This is a genomic window from Flavitalea antarctica (genome assembly GCF_054461535.1).
This window is the reverse complement of record NZ_JBTLQG010000017.1, coordinates 89,937-108,809: the sequence shown is the minus strand read 5'-3', so window position 1 is coordinate 108,809 and position 18,873 is coordinate 89,937. Positions and strand designations below refer to the sequence as shown.

The 18,873-nt window shown below is 44.5% G+C and carries 16 protein-coding genes; 13 read left to right on the top strand and 3 right to left on the bottom strand.

Translation table 11 applies throughout. The features are described 5' to 3' along the window. Positions 1-30: 30 nt before the first annotated feature. Genes ACX0G7_RS16055 through ACX0G7_RS16045 form a run of 3 tightly spaced genes read right to left on the bottom strand, consistent with a single transcriptional unit; the run spans position 31 to position 1,439 of the window. Positions 31-591, bottom strand: coding sequence for a YceI family protein (locus tag ACX0G7_RS16055; RefSeq protein ID WP_458924520.1), 561 nt, complete (start codon positions 589-591; stop codon positions 31-33). Positions 592-598: 7 nt separating this feature from the next. Continuing rightward, positions 599-1,063, bottom strand: coding sequence for an OB-fold protein (locus tag ACX0G7_RS16050; RefSeq protein ID WP_458924519.1), 465 nt, complete (start codon positions 1,061-1,063; stop codon positions 599-601). Position 1,064: 1 nt separating this feature from the next. Then, the gene (locus ACX0G7_RS16045) at positions 1,065-1,439 is read right to left on the bottom strand and encodes a hypothetical protein (RefSeq protein WP_458924518.1); all 375 of its coding nucleotides are present in this window, start codon (positions 1,437-1,439) and stop codon (positions 1,065-1,067) included. Between the two features lie 239 nt (positions 1,440-1,678). On the opposite strand from ACX0G7_RS16045, the gene ACX0G7_RS16040 reads away from it, so the two are divergent. The 13 genes from ACX0G7_RS16040 to ACX0G7_RS15980 all read left to right on the top strand — a co-directional run bounded on the left by ACX0G7_RS16040 (position 1,679) and on the right by ACX0G7_RS15980 (position 18,855). Then, a complete protein-coding gene (locus ACX0G7_RS16040; RefSeq protein WP_458924517.1) occupies positions 1,679-2,251 on the top strand; it encodes an RNA polymerase sigma factor in 573 nt (190 codons plus the stop codon). Beyond that, a complete protein-coding gene (locus ACX0G7_RS16035; protein ID WP_458924516.1) occupies positions 2,239-3,735 on the top strand; it encodes an outer membrane beta-barrel protein in 1,497 nt (498 codons plus the stop codon). The genes ACX0G7_RS16040 and ACX0G7_RS16035 overlap by 13 nt, the downstream gene beginning before the upstream one ends. A gap of 315 nt (positions 3,736-4,050) precedes the next feature. Further along, positions 4,051-4,863, top strand: a complete 813-nt coding sequence (epsC, locus tag ACX0G7_RS16030; protein WP_458924515.1) for a serine O-acetyltransferase EpsC — start codon at positions 4,051-4,053, stop codon at positions 4,861-4,863. Between the two features lie 4 nt (positions 4,864-4,867). Beyond that, positions 4,868-5,740: a cysteine synthase CysM gene (gene cysM, locus ACX0G7_RS16025; protein WP_458924514.1), complete on the top strand. Its 873-nt coding sequence runs from the start codon at positions 4,868-4,870 to the stop codon at positions 5,738-5,740. 236 nt (positions 5,741-5,976) lie between these two features. Beyond that, a complete protein-coding gene (locus ACX0G7_RS16020) occupies positions 5,977-7,224 on the top strand; it encodes an efflux RND transporter periplasmic adaptor subunit (RefSeq protein WP_458924513.1) in 1,248 nt (415 codons plus the stop codon). Positions 7,225-7,233: 9 nt separating this feature from the next. Next, positions 7,234-8,724 (top strand): TolC family protein, encoded by a 1,491-nt coding sequence (locus ACX0G7_RS16015; protein ID WP_458924512.1) that lies wholly within the window; start codon positions 7,234-7,236, stop codon positions 8,722-8,724. 144 nt (positions 8,725-8,868) lie between these two features. Further along, positions 8,869-9,534 carry an ABC transporter ATP-binding protein gene (locus ACX0G7_RS16010; RefSeq protein WP_458924511.1) on the top strand — a complete coding sequence of 222 codons (666 nt, stop codon included), beginning with the start codon at positions 8,869-8,871 and terminating at the stop codon, positions 9,532-9,534. A gap of 32 nt (positions 9,535-9,566) precedes the next feature. Further along, entirely contained in the window at positions 9,567-10,805 is a 1,239-nt protein-coding gene (locus ACX0G7_RS16005) for an ABC transporter permease (protein WP_458924510.1), read from the top strand. A gap of 20 nt (positions 10,806-10,825) precedes the next feature. Continuing rightward, positions 10,826-12,013 carry an ABC transporter permease gene (locus tag ACX0G7_RS16000; protein WP_458924509.1) on the top strand — a complete coding sequence of 396 codons (1,188 nt, stop codon included), beginning with the start codon at positions 10,826-10,828 and terminating at the stop codon, positions 12,011-12,013. Between the two features lie 21 nt (positions 12,014-12,034). Then, on the top strand, positions 12,035-13,408 hold the full coding sequence (locus ACX0G7_RS15995) for a sigma-54-dependent transcriptional regulator (RefSeq protein ID WP_458924508.1): 1,374 nt from the start codon (positions 12,035-12,037) through the stop codon (positions 13,406-13,408). 3 nt (positions 13,409-13,411) lie between these two features. Next, a complete protein-coding gene (locus tag ACX0G7_RS15990) occupies positions 13,412-14,737 on the top strand; it encodes a sensor histidine kinase (protein ID WP_458924507.1) in 1,326 nt (441 codons plus the stop codon). Positions 14,738-14,995: 258 nt separating this feature from the next. Beyond that, positions 14,996-17,443, top strand: coding sequence for an ABC transporter permease (locus tag ACX0G7_RS15985; RefSeq protein ID WP_458924506.1), 2,448 nt, complete (start codon positions 14,996-14,998; stop codon positions 17,441-17,443). Between the two features lie 245 nt (positions 17,444-17,688). Next, positions 17,689-18,855 (top strand): THUMP domain-containing class I SAM-dependent RNA methyltransferase, encoded by a 1,167-nt coding sequence (locus ACX0G7_RS15980; protein WP_458924505.1) that lies wholly within the window; start codon positions 17,689-17,691, stop codon positions 18,853-18,855. The last annotated feature ends 18 nt before the right edge of the window (positions 18,856-18,873 follow it).

Here is an 18,873-nt window from a genome sequence, read left to right as displayed (position 1 = left end):
AGGTTTGATTTGGTGCTGCATAGGTTGTCATTAACGGTTATATGGTTCGAGCCTGATCATTACGTCTGTTCTGACGGTTTTTGAAATCTTATCGGCCACCAATGATGGGATGGATATTTTATAATCTGCCACTAAAAGATTGAAGGTGGTTTGTGCCTCGATATTTTTTTCTGATATCTTCATTTTTGCTTTGGTAGATATAGGTTTAGTGACGCCATGTATGGTAAGGTCGCCCTCTACGTTTGCATCATAGCTGCCCGGTTTGGTATAATTTATGTCAGCATTGTTTGTTATTTTTCCCTTGAAGGTTGAATTCGGATATTTATCACTTTCGACGTAATTTTCGTTGAAGTGTTCCTGCATCAAACCTTTCCTGAACTCGAATGCTTTCATAGGTGCCGAAAATTGAATGGCTCCTGATTTTATATCAAGCACAGCAGTTACTATCTTATTGGTGGCTTCGACATTTTCAAGATCTGTACTGGCAAAAAAACTGATGGTACCAGTTTTGGTGAAGTACCTGTCCTGAGCATGAGCCAAAGATCCGGCGAGGATAAAACCTGCGAGTACGATTGCTACCTTTGATTTCATCGGTAAATTATTTTTGTATGTCTTTGATTCCTCCTGCCCGGAACCTGAGCGTTGCACCGAGTCCGGACAGCATATCATCCGCTGAAGCTTCATCCTTTGAATAACTGGCACAGATACCCTGGATAACTACTGCTTCTGATGTTGTTCGCCCTGCCAGTGTTTTCTTGTATCGGGGATCAATGGCTACGATGATCTCCCCTGGGTTTTCTGCCGAACCGATGGTCACCGATCCCGACGTGTCAACGGTTTTTATCGTGCCCGAAAACCTGATGATCTTGTCGATGTATTTTGCAGAGGCAGAAGCAGCATCCTTCTCAAATGCCGTTAGCAGGTCATTTGCCGTGACGGTATGATCAGGAGTTTTTGACACCTGGTCTGGGTTCTCCCGGTTATACATGAAGTAAGCCGTTAATGCTAACCCAAGTACCAGGAAGATTATAATAAACAACGCGGTTTTTTTCGACCTTTGCATCTTAGTTGTTTAAGGCACCCCGGTTGATCCATGCCCTGAATTGGTTGATATCACATTCAGGCATCTTGTTTCCACCCTGTGGCATGGGGCTGAAACCATTTGCATGAGAAATAGCTCCGAGGAGCCGGCCGTCATTGACCTTTGCCTTTACAGCGTTATAGCTGGTAAGAACAAACCCGCCAACCGGAGCCGTACCACTGTGACAACTTAAACAACCATGTTTCGTGATCAGGGGAGTAATGGTTGCCGAATAAGTGACTGTAGTGGTGTCGCAGGTGTTAGGCGTGGGATCATTCAGCATGTCTTCAGAGTCTGAGCTGCAGCTTGCCAGGGTGAGACATAGTGCAGCGAAAGCAAACACGGATTTTTTCAACATTCTTTGGTGATTTTATAGGTGATTGATACGATCAAACGGTTTGAATGATCGTTTGATAGTTAAAACGGCAATATTTGCGAAGGGTTGCCTTGATAATCACCCCGGATCCATGTTTTTTTATCCCAGGCAGCGTCAAAAATGCTGTCAGTCCATCCAATGAATGCGTAATTGTTTTTTTGGTTCGCCCAGGCAACCATCCATGAATATTATCGTATTTTGTTACAATCTGAGGTTACCAATTGGAAAATTTAAAAGAGATCATTTTAAACTGCGTTCTTAATAACCATAGAGATCAGAAGATCCTCTATGAGCAGTTTTATGGCTATTGCCTTAAAACTGTTTTCCGCTATATATACCACTACGACAAAGCTGTGGATATCGTGAACGATGGCTTCATTAAAATTTTCCGCAACCTGCACAAATTTGAATTCAAACAAGATGTAAACGTACAGATGCTCCTGATGGGATGGATGCGGATGATCATGGTGAATACAGCTATTGACCATCTTCGCCAGAATAATTTTATGCCTGAAATAGGCGAGATCTCAGAGCATGTCTGGGAAAGCCAGGATAAGTCCCAGTCCTCTGATCAGCATTTATTGTATAAGGAATTGATAAAAGAAATCAAGAAACTTCCACCGGGATACCGGGCAGTTTTTAACCTCTATGTAGTGGATGGATTTACTCATAAAGAAATATCGGAGTTGCTGGGAATTTCCATTGGCACATCAAAGTCAAATCTTTCCAAAGCAAGGGTGATTTTACAGAACATTATTAAAAAAAATGAGCAGGTTAGGGTATGCAACATCTGAAGGACGATATGGATGAGCTGTTCCGTAAGGCGGCGGATGAGTATCCGCTGAACACGGGAACCCCTGACTGGAACAAGGTGGCACAGGGTCTCGCGCAGGAGCAGGTTCCTGAACCTCCGGTAAAGAAAACTTACAGAAGATATACCTGGCTGCTCATATTGTTGCCTCTTGGCTTCTTGCTTATGGAAACAGTGAAACCCGGTGCGTTGAGGCGACTGGTTTCTCTTAACAGTGCGGAGATAAACACCGAAGCCCTTAGAAATCCAGTTCCGGCTGTCGATGACAGAAACAGTAATGAGAAAGAAAATGCTGCAAAGAAGACTATTGATGCTACGAAAGATAACGCTACCGGAGATGCAAAGATTGTTGAAGGTGTTAACACTAATGATAATGGAGTTGCAACCAACGAAGGAGTCGTCCGGGACAAACTAGATGCATCTGCAGAAGCAAACGCTATTAAAGAAGGAAACGATATTGAAGACGGTAACGATACTGAGGGAGGAGACCTTCCAAAAGAATTAAGCGATAACAGGGAGGCAAATGCAAATAAAAAAGGAAACAAGTCTGGTAAGGCTCCCGGAGAAAGAAATATCGCCGCACAAGGGCAAAGCCAACAAGGAACAACCGGAAGCTTGCCGGGGAATCTTCCGGCTGCGCCAGGAACGAAGGGTGGGGGAGCAACTGCATTCGCGACCAGTAAGCAAATTAACGAGCCCGGTATCACAGATCCTTCAGCAGCAGGCAATGATGCCGGAACGGTAAGTGCATTAATCTCACCATATACAAAACTTGGCCTGGCTGCATCCACGAACTCACCTGACCCCAGTCAGATCGCAATGCCGCAACTGACAAAGCTCGAGCCTGGCCCGATAAAAAAACAAAAGATCAAAACCAAAAACTTTTATGTCGGAACCATTGGGGGATTGGATCTGACCACCGTCAGCTTCCAGAAAACCTCGGATATCGGCTATCACTTTGGTGGATTAGCAGGATACACTTTCTCAAGGAAGTGGAGTGTTGAAGTTGGGTTTATCGTTGAGAAAAAGTCTTATTATACTGATGGCAAATACTTCGACAAAAGCGGGCTCCGCCTGGGTCCCAACACAACCGTTGTGTCTGTTGATGGCGACTGTAAAATGTTTGAGATTCCATTCAGCGTGAAATATGATATTACAAACACGTACAAATCAAACTTTTTTGTAACCGGGGGCTTCTCTTCTTATATCATGAAAAAAGAAGAATATGAAATGGTTTATCAATATGGTTCAGGTTCCCGTGGTACTCATTATTATCCATACAAAAATTCGTCAAAAAACTTCTTTGCTGAACTTCGGCTCACTGGTGGTTACGCTTTAAAGCTTCCCCAACATTTCTCGTTACGCATTGAGCCTTATCTCAACATCCCGGTAACAGGCGTTGGATATGGAAAACTTCACCTGATGAGTGCCGGCCTGAACGCAGGAATATTCAAAAGGATCTTCTAAATAATTTTTATCCCGGTTTCTCCAATGGCCAGCGTCTGTTTTTGTCGCGCTTATCCTGTGTGCATGATCCAAAGCCATGGCCTTCCGCTTCGCCGGGCGCCGTTTCTTTATTACCAACCAGGCCCTCACTTAGTTAGCCGGATAACCTGGCAATCATTTATGCATTGTAATTTCATCAACAGAAATCCACCATTTCAGTAGATTTGTATGCTCTTTAACAGCAAAACCTTAAAATTCAACAAAATCTGACTTATTTTTAATGCCTGAATGACCCTGTGTTTGCTGCGTTTGGTATCATATTAAAAAATATCGCTTTTGGATAAGAACTTTCTTTTAGAACTTCTTGCGCGTCAACAGGACAAGGAATCGGTACCCTCCAATGATGTGATTGCGGGATGGGCAACCCGGTTGATTCATTTGTTATACCCTGAAATGTCGACCAACAAATTCAGTTCGGTTGAAGAGATGAGCTATGCATTCACGAAACTCGAAAACGAGTTGCTTGATATATTGAATGCCACTACTGCCTGCGTCGATTGTAATAACAGGTTCGTGGTAAAACGTTTCTTCGAACATGTGCCGGAACTGCTTCGGTTACTCAATACCGATATTGATGCAATTATGAATGGTGATCCGGCGGCAAAAAATGAGTTTGAAGTGATCAGGGCGTATCCGGGTTTTTACACATTAGCCTTTTACCGGATTGCGCATAAGTTACTGAAACTGGATGTGCCTCTGCTGCCGAGGATATTGAGTGAGTTTGCACATTGCCGCACGGGTATTGATATACATCCTGCGGCGGAGATCGGTGAATATTGTTTCATCGATCATGGCACTGGCTCTGTGGTTGGAGAAACAGCAAAGATCGGCAACCACGTTAAAATGTACCAGGGAGTAACGCTTGGTGCACTGAGTGTTGATAAAAGTATGGCCAATACCAAGCGGCATCCCACCGTGGAGGACCATGTAATTTTATATGCAGGTGCCACGATCCTTGGTGGCGATACCGTTGTCGGGCATCACAGTATCGTGGGCGGCAATGTTTGGTTAACCCGGAGTGTTCCACCCGGTTCGCTGGTCTATCACAACCCTGAGATCGTCGTAGCGGAAAACAAAATATTAAATTAACTACATGGCAAGTGTCCTGGATACTGTTGGAAATACCCCGATAGTCGAAATCTTAAAACTGAATAAAAATCCCCGGGTCAAAATTTTTGCAAAGCTCGAAGGCAATAATCCAGGCGGAAGTGTAAAGGACCGGCCGGCACTGAATATGATCAGGAGTGCTGTTGAAAGGGGAGAAATCAATAAAGATATCACGCTTATCGAAGCCACCAGCGGCAATACCGGTATAGCGATGGCGCTGATCGCGAATCTGTTTGACCTGAAAATTGAACTGATTATGCCTTCCACCTCTACAAGAGAAAGAGTCCTTTCTATGGAGGCATTTGGAGCCAAAGTGGTCCTACTCGATAACATGGAGGTCTGTCGCGACTACGCGGAGCAACAGGCTGCCACGGGCAAATATTTTATGCTTAACCAGTTTGCCAATCCCGATAATTATCTGGCACATTATAAATCAACCGGGCCGGAAATCTGGCGTGACACAAATGGCGGAATTACTCACTTTGTAAGTTCAATGGGTACTACCGGCACCATCATGGGTACGTCGATGTTTCTCAAAGAAAAGAACCCTGATATCCAGATCATTGGGTGCCAGCCAACGGAAGAATCCTCTATCCCCGGGATAAGGCGGTGGCCGGAGGCATATTTGCCAAAAATCTTTGATCCATCGCGGGTTGACCGTGTGATGGATATCTCTCAAAAAGATGCGACAATGTTTACCCGCCGGCTGGCCAGGGAGGAAGGAATTTTCGCCGGGATGAGCAGTGGAGGCGCACTTTCTGCTGCCTTGAAATTAAGCGAAGAGCTTGACTCAGGCGTCATCGTTTTCATTTGCTGCGACCGGGGCGACAGGTATTTGAGTTCAGAATTGTTCGGATAACAATTTAAAGCAAGATGACAGTACAAATAACAGGGAATTTGCTATTGTGGTCTTAAGCTACTGATTTCCGGGTGCTGAAGTTATTCTTCTTCCAAAACAGATTTTCTTATTCCGATTACAAACAGTTTGTCCGATATCGGACAAATTTTTCCTTGCGATATCGCTTAAAACGCTGTCTTTCAACTTATTGACTCTGGCATTTCGATTGGAACCATTTGAGGCAAATACGCTTTATAATGGACATCGATATTGAACAGCAGGTTAACAGTAAGAAAAAGAAACGATTGGTGTTTTCAGTGCTGATTACCGTTCTCATAATAGCTGCGGTCATCTTTCTCCTTCGAACCGGGTTCTCGGCTTCTATTGCTCCTTCGGGCTTCAGTACAGCCATTGTTGAAATGGGCACCATTGAAAATACGCTCAATGCTTCCGGTGAGGTGGTGCCTGAATTCGAAGAAATCATCAGCAGTCCCATCGTTGCTTCTATAAAAAACGTGATCAAAAATGCCGGGAGCCCAGTGAACGCCGGTGAGTCGATACTGGCGCTTGACAAATCTGCTACCGCGAACGAACTGGAAAAACAAAAATTCCAGCTGGAATCAAAAAAGAACAATATCAGGAAGCTGAAACTTGAGCTTGAAAAAAGCTTCTATGATATAAAATCCAATAACGATATAAAACAACTTCGTATAAACAGTTTGCTCGCTGAAGTTGAAAATGCAAAACGTTTATACAAAGCCGGCGGTGGCACTCAGGAAGATATCGACAAAGCGGAACTTAATCTCAAGGTTGCAAGACTTGAAAAACAACAACTCGAAAATGAGATCAAAAGCAAACAGCAGACCATGCAGGTTGAAATGCGTGAGTCAGAGATTGAGGCTGCGATTCAGCAAAGTTCAGTTGCAGAGCTTGAAAGAAAGTTAAGTAATGCAGACATACTTACAACCCGGCCTGGAGTGATCACCTGGATAAATAAAAACATAGGCGCCCAGGTGAGTGAAGGTGAACCCCTGGCCAGGATCGCAGATCTGTCAGGGTTCAAAATAACCGGCAGCATATCTGACAATTATATGAACGACCTGCAGGAAGGGATGGTCGCCATCATTAAGATCAATGAAACCCAACTTCGCGGCCATGTGTCTCACATTTATCCTTCTGTTCAGAATAACATCGTTCAGTTTGATGTGAAGCCAGACAGCCAGGCTACAAAGCTGCTGCGACCCAATCTCAAGGTTGACGTGTTCCTGGTGACCTCATCCAAAAACAATGTTATGCGTGTCTCCAACGGCGCGGCCTTCAAAGGGAGCTCCCCGCAGGATGTTTTCATTGTTGAAAAAGGTAAAGCGCTGCGGAGAAAAGTGAATACCGGCATGTCCAATTTTGATTTCATCGAGTTGAAGGATAATGTAAAGCCGGGCGATAAAGTCATTATTTCTGATATGACCCGGTTCAAAAATGTAAATGAGATCACCATCACTGAATAATTGCCTGAGATGAAAATGATTTTATATAAACCCGTGTTGTTCGCCGGCACTTTGAGATTGCTTGTCTGTGCATTATTATCTAACCTTTCGCTTCATGCACAAACAGATTCAGTGGAGGTTGAGTTATCACTCGATCAGATTGTTTCAATGGCTAAAGCGAAGTCGATAGAATCCAAACAGGCATCTACACGTAAAGAAACAAAGTACTGGGAATATCGCGTGTATCGTTCGAATTACCAACCCCAACTATTGTTAAGCGGCACTGTGCCGGCTTATAGCAAAACTTTCAGCCAGGTGGTCCAGCCGGATGGTACGATCCTGTTTCAACCGATCCATAACAACAACTCATCGCTCGAATTGAACTTTAGTCAAAGCATTGCTGCAACAGGAGGAACAATCTTCGGTACTACACAGCTGCAACGATTTGATGATTTCGACCGGAAGACCCAATTGTACAACTCAGTTCCATTCGGTATCGGGTACAGCCAGCCATTGTTTCAGTTCAATACATTGAAATGGGATAGAAAGATTGAGCCCCTGAAATACAATGAGAGCCGGCAGGCATTTATTGAATCGATGGAAAACATTTCCATCTCTGCAACTGATTATTTTTTCGACCTGTTGATCGCACAGGTGAATTTCGACATTGCAAAAACCAACTTTGAGAATACCAAAAAGATAATGGCCGTAGCTATGGAGAAACTGGAAATCGGCAAAATTTCCAAGAACGAAATCCTCCAGCTGCAACTCGAACAATTAAAAGCAGAGAAATCGATCGGTATTTCGAAAAGAGATATGGAAATAGCACTGCTGAACCTCAAAGCTTATACAGGTATGAATGCGGTGAAAAGCATCAAACTTGCTCTGCCTGCAGAGATAACAACCATGACGGTGGAAACAGAGAAAGTGCTGGCCGAAGCTTATGCCAACCGCTCCGACGCAATCGCCTTTATGCGGCAGATTGCAGAAGCAAAAAGAGATCTTACCAAAGCAAAAGCAGATAACGGCCTGAACGCTGCTCTTACAGCCAGGCTTGGTTATTCCCAGGCAGGTGTCTCCATACCAAAAGCTTACCGGTCACCACAGGATCAACAGCTGCTTCAACTTGAATTTACCATCCCGATCATGGATTGGGGAAGATCAAAATCGAGAACAAAAACAGCGCAGGCAAATCTTAAGCTGGCCGAATACACCGTTGAGCAGGACAGGCAAAACTTCACACAGGAAATTGTTACCCAGGTAACGTTGTATGAAATGATGAAAGGGCAGGTTGCACTTTCTGCAAAGGCGGACAGCATAGCTTCTGAAAAATATAACATTGCACGGGAAAGATATGTACTCGGAAATCTTAGTATTACGGATCTCAGTATTGCGTTCCAGGAGAAGGACCAGGGCAAACGGGATTATATTGCCGCGCTGCGCGACTTCTGGGGTGCTTACTATCAGCTGCGTTATCTTTCTTTGTATGACTTTGAGAAAAACCAGAAAATAACCTATTGAAATACTCAAACCGGAGGTTATATACCGAACTATTAACTAAGTAACATATATACCGAAACAATTAAGTAACATCTATACTGAATCAATTAGCTAAGCAACCATATACTGAATCAAATAAATCACTAACCATCACAACACAATTATATGATAACACTAAGAAATATCGAAAAAGTATACCGGACAGACACCGTTCAAACACAGGCGCTGAACCAGGTAAACCTGGACATCGAAAAGAAAGAGTTTGTTTCTATCATGGGCCCTTCAGGCTGCGGTAAAAGCACCCTGCTTAATATTATGGGTTTGCTTGACAATCCCACAAGTGGTATGGTTACAATTGCAGATCAAAACACCACTAAGCTTAACGACAAAGACCTGGCCCGGTTCAGGAACAAAAAGATTGGATTTATTTTTCAAAGCTATCATCTTATCAATGACCTGAACGTGATAGATAATGTTGAGTTACCACTGCTTTACAGGAATACATCTGCAAAAGAGCGACGCGACCTGGCAAAAAGCGCTCTTGAAAAAGTGGGTCTGAGCAACCGGATGCGGCATTTTCCTTCACAACTGTCCGGCGGTCAGAAACAACGGGTGGCCATTGCCAGGGCAATAGTCGGTAACCCGGAAATCATACTCGCCGATGAGCCTACCGGGAACCTGGATAGCGCTATGGGTAACGAGATCATGAATATCCTGCTTCAACTGAACAGCGACGGAAACACAACCATTGTTATGGTCACGCATGATGAGTCCATGGCAAAAAGAACACACCGCCTGATCAGGTTATTTGATGGGAGCCAGGTTCAGTAAATCGTTCTGCTTTCAACCTTTCAACAATTTTTATGCTTAAGAATTATTTTAAAATTGCGATTGCGGTGTTGAGAAGACGCAAGTTCTTCACTTTCATAAGCCTTTTCGGCATCAGCTTTACCCTGACGATACTTATTGTACTCGCCGCGTTCATCAACAACATTGCCCGTTCAGATTATCCGGACCGCAAAAGGAACCGGAGCCTGTATATTATGCTCATGGATCAGCGCCAGGCAAAAACCGGTTATCGGATGACGGGCCCACCCAGCTTTTATTTCCTCGATAATTACGTGAAGTCCATGAAAACACCAGAGAAAATCTCTATTGCATCAGTGTTCAGTCCCACCAACACGTATATCAATAACAAGAAACTGGTGATCAATGTCAAATACACAAACGATTTATTCTGGGATGTAATGGAGTTTGATTTTATTGAGGGCAAGCCGTATGTGGCCCAACAGATCAACAATGCTGATAAGGTTGCGGTAATTACCCGCGACACCAGGGACAATTATTTCGGCGAAGGTGTTCCGGCAGTTGGCAAATACATTGAAACCGATAATGAATTGTACAGGGTGACCGGTGTTGTGGAAGATGTTCCTGTCACCATGTTATATGCCTATGGTGATATGTACCTGCCATATACACTTTCAAAGAGAGATTACAAAAGCAAAGAATTAGGTGCAGATTATACAGCGGTGCTGCTGGCCAGGTCCGAATCAGATCTTGACCAGATGAGAAACGAATACCAGGACGTTATTTCAAAACTTCCCACAAAAGGTAAGGAATACGATAAGATCTACAGTCATGCGGATAGCTATGTTGCCAGCTATACGCGAATGATCCTGGGAGATGGTGTGGATTCAGGCGTAGGAACACTGATAATCATACTTTCTTTGTTCGCCTTTCTGTTTATGTTGTTGCCTACTCTCAACCTCGTAAACATCAATACCAGCAGGATCATGGAAAGGTCGTCAGAGATCGGCGTCCGGAAAGCTTTTGGAGCTTCATCGGGAACGCTGGTGTTCCAATTCATAACTGAAAATATCATCCTGACTTTCCTGGGCGGTTTTATCGGTCTCTTATTATCATGGGGAATCATTGCCTATATCAATCAAAGCAACCTGATACCGAACATCAGGCTTACGATTGACTTCCAGGTATTGTTCCTCGGAATACTCTGTTGTTTGGTTTTTGGATTTTTATCAGGCGTATATCCGGCGTGGCGGATGTCCCGTCTTCATGTTGTTGCCGCGCTCAAAGCAAATTAATAATCAATAAATCTTCAGCCATGATAAGGCATCTGTTCAAAATGATCTGGAACAAAAAGAAGCAAAACTTTCTGCTGATGCTGGAAATGCTCGCTTCGTTCCTCGTAGTGTTTGCGGTTTTTACTTTGCTGGTCTATAATTATCAGAATTACAGGCGGCCAATGGGTTTCGACTATAATAATGTCTGGGTAATCAATTACAATAATTCAATAGACAATACCGGGCTCGATAGTGTTATTATGTTCAGGGAGGCTATCAGGAACCAGTTGAAGTCGATGCCTGAAATAAAAAGTGTTTCCTATACAAGCAACAACGTCCCTTTTTCCATGTCTACCAATAATGGAAATCTGACGGTTAACAAACAGTCAATCCCCTCGGTAAACCGTTACACGGCAGAAGACGACTATGATGATGTGCTGAATCTTGAAATAAAGGAGGGCCGTTGGTTCACTAAGGATGATCTGAGTTCCAAGGACTATGCTGTTGTCATCAACTCTGCGCTAAAGGAAAGGATCTTCGGATCCAAACCCGCAATAGGTGAATATCTGGGTGATGTTTCCGGTGAGGAGCGCCGGAATAAAATTGTGGGGGTTGTAGCCGACACAAAATTCAAAGGCGATTTCCAGGCTGTGGAATATGATATGTTCCACCGCGCAGACACCGGTGGGTTCAGGTGGCTTAACAGGATCATCATAAAGGTGGCTCCGGATGCCGGTGCTGATTTTGAAGGCAGGCTTCATAAAACCATGGCTTCTGCCCTGAAAAATTCAAACGTTGAAATTGAACATCTCGCAGAAAAAAGAGAAAGCCGGAACAACCTGTCCCTGGTGCCTATGGTTATATTGCTGGTTGTTGCCGGGTTCCTGATCATCAACGTTGCGCTCGGATTGTTTGGCGTGTTGTGGTATAATATCAGTAAGAGACGCGGTGAGATAGGACTGAGACGGGCAGTGGGCGCAAGTGGAAATGCTGTCTCGAAACAGCTGGTGGGTGAGGCCCTGGTATTATCAACCTTATCACTGATCGTTGGATCGTTTTTTGCCGTGCAGTTTCCCCTGTTGAATATTTTTGATCTCCCCTCCGGGGTTTACCTGATGGCATGGCTGCTATCATTGTTATTTATTTACATACTCGTAATGTTCTGTGCATTTTACCCCGGCAGACAGGCTGCCGCGATCAATCCCGCGGTTGCACTGCATGAAGAATAATTATTAATATTGCCCTCAACTATGATCCTGATTATTGACGACGATATTGCCGTTAGAACTTCGTTGGAGTTACTGCTTAGAGATAATGGTTATGAAACAGTTGCTGTTGGCAGACAATCAGAAGCGTTGGAGCATCTGGGTTCACACCCGGTTTCACTGATCATACTCGATCTTAATTTCAGCATTGAAACATCGGGCAGGGAAGGGATGCAGCTACTTACTGAAATACGGAAGGCAAATGCCGCGGTTCCGGTAATTCTCATCACCGGATGGGGAAGCATTGACCTGGCCGTTGAAGGAATGAAAAAAGGCGCAAATGATTTTATAACCAAACCCTGGACCAACGATTACCTGCTCCAATCAATCAAAACCCATATAAAGTTACAGACCCAGTCCAAAAACCGTTCGGGAAGGAAAGAACTTGACAGCATCTATAACCTGATGCATATTATCGGGGAAGACGAGAAGATGCTTGAATTACTGGAAACAGCGGGCAGGGTAGCAGCAACTGATGCTTCAGTACTGATCATGGGAGAAAGTGGAACGGGTAAGGAACTGATCGCTGAGGCAATACACCAGAACAGTACGCGGCTCTCCAAACCATTTGTGAAGGTGAACCTGGGAGGTATCTCAACGTCATTATTTGAAAGCGAAATGTTTGGTCACGTAAGAGGTGCGTTTACCGATGCACGCACTGACCGGATAGGGCGCTTTGAGATGGCCAATAAGGGAACCATCTTCCTGGACGAGATAGGTGACCTGGATCCGGGAAGCCAGGTGAAATTGCTGCGGGTATTACAGGATCGGACCTTCGAAGTGCTGGGTAGCAGCCGCAGCAAAACGGTTGATTTGCGCGTGGTAAGCGCTACCAACAGGGACCTGCAGGAAATGGTTGCAAGAGGTGCATTCCGGGAGGACCTCCTTTACCGTATAAACCTGATTACCCTTCATGTTCCGCCTCTTCGCGAGCGCGCTTCAGATATTCCAAGACTGGTTGATTTTTTTGTCACCAACCTCAAGGTAATCTATAAAAGGCCGGCTCTTACGGTTAACCGTGACGCGATCAGGTGGCTGCAAAAACTTCAGCTGCCCGGAAATATCCGCCAATTAAAAAACCTGGTCGAAAGAACTGTTCTGGTCAGCAAAAATGATGAACTTGGAATCGCGGATTTCCAGAAGCACCTGGAACTATCACCAGGCAAAAAGGGTGCAGTTCAGCTTCCCGACGTGGGAATGCTGACCCTCGAAGAACTGGAAGTGCTGATGATAAAAAAAGCCATGGAATTTCATAAGAAAAAAGTTTCGCGCGCTGCTGCTTCTCTTGGTCTCACCAGGAGCGCGTTATACCGGAGGCTGGACAAGTTTCAGATTCCCTACGACGAAGAGCAGGATTAAATAATGAAGATCAGTACTAAGTATATATTGTTCGTTGTCCTCATCCACCTGGCCGCGCTGGTACTTTCCTATTTTGTTTTCATTGATGAGAAGTGGATATTCCTTGTATCAGAGGCAGTGATACTGATCTCAATATACCTATGCTGGCAAATTTACCTGCAACTTATCCGACCGCTTAATCTGCTGGTGCAGGGGGCCGAGGCTATAGCTGACCGCGATTTCAATACCAGTTTCCTCGAAACGGGAAGTTATGAAATGGATAAACTCATAAAAGTTTATAACCGTATGATGGAAGAGCTAAGAGTTGAAAGAACCAAACAACAGGAACAGCATTATTTCCTGGAAAAGCTGATCCATACTTCACCAACGGGTATCCTTGTGCTGGACTATGATGGCAGGATTGAACAGGTTAATCCTATGGCAGCGACCCTCTTGCAAATCAGACTGGAAAATCTGGTTGATAAAGACATCAACGCGCTGGATCACCCGGTAATGATTAAGCTAAGCAATATGCAATCCGGTGAAGCAGCTACGGTGAAAATGGCGGCTGCCACCTATAAAGTGCATAAATCACATTTTATGGATCGCGGCTTCCCGCGGTTTTTTGTGATGATCGAAGTGTTAACCGCAGAGATCCTTGAAGCCGAAAAAAACGCCTACGGTAAAGTGATCAGGATGATGGCTCATGAAGTAAACAATACCATCGGGCCGGTGAATTCAATCATGAATTCGGCTTTGAACAAAATTACATCAATACAGGGGGTTACACCATTGAGTGAAGCATTGCAGATTGCAGTTGAAAGAAACAGTAATCTCAATATTTTCATGCGGAATTTCGCAGACCTTGTTCGTTTACCGCCTCCCAAAAAACAACAGGTCGATATTATGTCGGTTCTGATATCAACAGCAAAACTTATGGAAACCCGCGCAGTTGATAAAAAGATTCGTTTTATTTACCCGGCTAATGTTGGTCCCGTTTTTATTTCGGCCGACCAGCAACAAATAGAACAGGTACTGATCAACATCATAAAAAATGCGGTGGAGTCTATCGACGAAACGGGGGAAATAAGTTTCAGCCTGGATCCCGTTTCAAAGATCCTTATCATTTCCGATACCGGTAAAGGCATTGATGATGAACTTGCGCAAAATCTGTTCAGACCATTTTTCAGCACAAAAAAAGATGGCCAGGGTATTGGACTAACCCTCATACGTGAGATCCTTTATAATCACGGGTTCAATTTTTCCTTAAAAACAAAAGAAGAATTATCAGGCGATGAGGAATCACCAAAAAAACACACCGATTTCCAGATTCAATTCTCCACGCAATAACGCAAAATATCCTTCCCCAAATCAGACACAACATTCACCCCTGAATTACGCATAACATTCCCCCTAAGTCAAGTACACTATTCTCCGTTAATTTCGAACAATTCTCACCTCAATAACGCACAACAATTGTATCGAAAGCGTACAGCATTTTGCTGCCATGAAATGATAACTTTTTAGGAACCAGTAATTTGCTCATCGGGCATCCAAATTGGTACGATGAGATCATACCCTTAAGCATTAATCAACTCAAACATTGGTATGATCAGGAATTATTTTGTTACGATTTTCAGGAACCTCACCAGAAACAAACTCGGCACATTCATAAATGTAACGGGCCTTGCGGTCAGTATTGCCTGCTGTATCGCTATATATGTTTTCCTGAAGCATGAAAAGACCTTCGATCATTTTCATTCCAAAGCCGACAGGATCCACCGTATTGTTTTTGAAGATAAAACATCACAGGGACTCGAATTCGGCGGGTACACGAGCTTTCCGGTGGCCAGGGCGCTGAGAAACGATTTCCCGCAGCTCGAAACCGTTACCCAGGTGTATGTGCGGAATACCGTTGTAGTGCAGATCGGAGAGGGAGCTGGTCAACGAAAACTGTTCGAAGAAAAAGAAGCTACTTATGCTGATGAATTCTTTTTCAATACTTTCGATTTTCCTCTTATTGCCGGGGATCCCAAAGGACTACTATCTTCTCCGGACGAAGTTGTGCTGACCAAAAAACTGGCAGACAAGTTTTTTGGGCAGGGTACAACTGATTACGGAAGCCTGGTGGGCAAGTCTGTTATTGTTAATAAAGAGCCTTATCGTATTTCTGCTGTCATTGCTGATATGCCAAGAAACAGTAACATCCCCTGTAATTTGTTGCTCCCATTTAAAGATTTTGAAAGAAAGAATCCGGCTACTGTATCAAAGTGGCTTGACAATTATTCTGAAAGCTATACGTTTGTGACCCTTCCTGAAAACTTAAGCGCCACAAAATTGGATGCACAGCTTGTTGGTTTTAAAAATAGGTATCTGCCCGCTGATTACGCAAAACGGATAACCTACCACTCCCAACCGCTTAAACAGGTGCACACTGATGAAAAGTATGGTGGAACCCTGTATGCCACCCCAGGTATCCTGGTGATCGCTTTTATTGTTATGGGTTCAATAGTGCTGTTAACAGCCTGCATAAACTTTGTAAACCTGGCAACGGCCCAGTCTATCAATCGTTCACGGGAGATTGGGATCCGCAAAACGCTGGGAAGCCGGAAATGGCAATTAATCACGAGGTTCCTTAGCGAAACCTTCATCCTTACTTTGCTGGCCTCTGTACTGGCTGCATTGATGGCTGACTGGTTCCTGGACGCCTTCAATAATTATCTCGCTTTTGTTGTTGATTTCGGATTGCACCTGGATTGGACCGTGATTGTCTTCCTGTTTGTGCTGGCCTTGTTTATCACCTTTGCGGCAGGTTTTTATCCGGCCAGTAGAATGGCTTCCTTCAAACCGATCCTGGCCTTAAAAAATGGCATCAGGTCAAAAAACACCGGGTTCACAAACCGTTTCTCACTTAGGAAAGCACTCGTGGTTACCCAATTTATTGTGACGCAGCTACTCATCATTGGAACAGTGGTTGTTGCTACTCAAATGAATTATTTCTATAGCAAGGACCCCGGATATCAAAAGGAGGGAGTGCTGACGGTTGAAATGCCGGGTAATGACCAGCAGAAACTGGAGCGGTTCAAAACATTACTCGGCTCAAGACCAAAGATTGCTGCAGTCAGTTTTAATTCCGGCCCCCCGACTTCGGCAAGCACTGGGTTCAGCGACGTGAGACTGCCGCAGGCGGCAATTGCAGACAACCTGGCTATGGAAAGAAAGTTTGTTGACAATGACTATCTGAAGACTTTTGATATCAGGCTGATAGCTGGCAGAGATTTGCTTAAGTCTGACCAGGTGATGCTAAACGATAGCATGCTTCAATACAATGTGCTGCTAAACAAAAAGGCTGTTCAGAAAATGGGTTTTGAGTCACCGGATGCCGCTATTGGAAAACAGATCCTTGTAAACAACCGTGACCATGCCACTATCGTTGGGGTAACAGACGATTTTTATAATACTTCGCTGCAGCAGGAGGTTCAACCCTGCCTGTTGTTCTACGGGCTCAATTGGGTGAACATGGCCGGAATACGCTTAAGCCAACCGGCCGATGCATCGTTGCATTCATTTATAAAAACCAGTTGGGAATCTGTATACCCTGATAATATTTATAAAATGAATACCCTCAACGACTACATTAAACATAAGGCGTTTTATGTGTTGGAAGATGTCATGTTCCAGGGCTTCAAGATCTTTGTGGTTATTGCCATAGTTATTGGTTGTATGGGACTTTACGGACTCGTTGCTTTCCTGGCAGCGCAAAGACAAAAGGAAATTGGAATACGAAAGGTGCTTGGCTCTTCGGTTAACGGGATTGTTTATCTTTTTTCAAAGGAGTTTACCTGGCTGATATTAATCGCCTTTGTAATTGCCACACCGCTCGGATATCTCGCAATGAGTTCATGGCTCCAGACTTTTGTAAACCGGATAGATCTCCATGCCGGCTATTTCCTGGTTGCATTTATGCTATCCCTGTTGGTCGCTGCAATAACCATCAGCTTTCAATCCATTAAAGCGGCATCAGCTAACCCTGTAAAATCCCTGCGATCAGAATAGTGTAACCAGTCACTTCGCTGTTTTACGGTCGATAAGCCATTGTTACGGGTAAAAGAAGAGCCCGGTGGCCGAATGAAGTAGTGATCAAGATCGAAAATGCATCATTCACTCCGAACGATCACGCCGGAGATAACCAGAAGGGCATTGATGGCGCCAAATGACCAGGCATGTCCCGTAAAAAATCACAGCATAATTTCATCCGGGTGACTATTGTTTAAGTCCGGAAGCGGTTACCTTCGCGGATCATGAATGTATTTAACAGCCCGGCACCGATTACCATCACCTGTCACAAAAGGCTGGCTTCATATCTTGAGGCAGAGGTAAGGGAACTTGGATTCACGGTAGAGGAAACCTTCATAACGGGAGTGCGCGTAACAGGCACAGTTACGGACTGCATCCGCCTGAATTTAAGTTTACGATCCGCCAGCCAGGTACTCTATAGCCTTGGGAGATTCCGCGCGGAGAATGCGGATGCCATCTACCGCGAACTAAAAGACTTTCCCTGGGAAAATCTTGTTCCTGATCCCGGTTATTTTTCGGTGACAAGCAATGTGATGAACGACACCATCAATAACAGCATGTTTGCGAACCTGAGGGTTAAAGATGCGATAGTGGATCGCCTCCGGGATCAGAGAGGTAGCAGGCCGGCAACCGGAGCCGAACTTAACGGGACCGTCATTCATCTTTTCTGGAAAAACGATCAGGCTGAAATTTTTGCGGATACTTCAGGTGATTCGCTGGCAAGACATGGGTACCGGAGGATACCGGGAAGAGCGCCGATGCTTGAGGCGCTGGCTGCATCCACAATAATGGCCACAAGGTGGAACCGAAGTGCACCATTTGTGAATCCCATGTGCGGGTCAGGCACACTCGCTATAGAAGCAGCCATGCTGGCAACGAATACCCGCCCCGGCTTATTCAGGACGAACTTTGCATTCATGCATCTTCAACAATACAACGAGCAGGATTACCTGGAAGAACGGGGACGGCTGGAAAATCAAATCATAGATGTCCCGGATCTTACTATTATAGCTACCGACTATAGCAACCAGGCCATTGAAAATGCGCGTAAAAACGCAAGGGCAGCAGGGGTGGATGACATGATCCGCTTCGATGTTTGTGATTTTGCAGATACAGAGGTTCCTGAAGGAAAGAAGGGAGTAATGTTTATTAATCCGGAATACGGTGAGAGGCTCGGGCAAAGCGCTGAACTAACGCAAACCTATAACCGAATAGGGGATTTTATGAAAAAGAAATGTGGTGGTTATTTTGGATATGTGTTTACCGGGAACCTTGAACTTGCCAAAAAAATCGGGCTGAAGGCTTCGAGAAAAATAGAATTTTACACCAGTACCATCGATTGCCGTCTGCTTGAATACGAATTATATGAAGGCAGCAGAAGGGCCGGATGATGAGCTGACTTTTTTGTT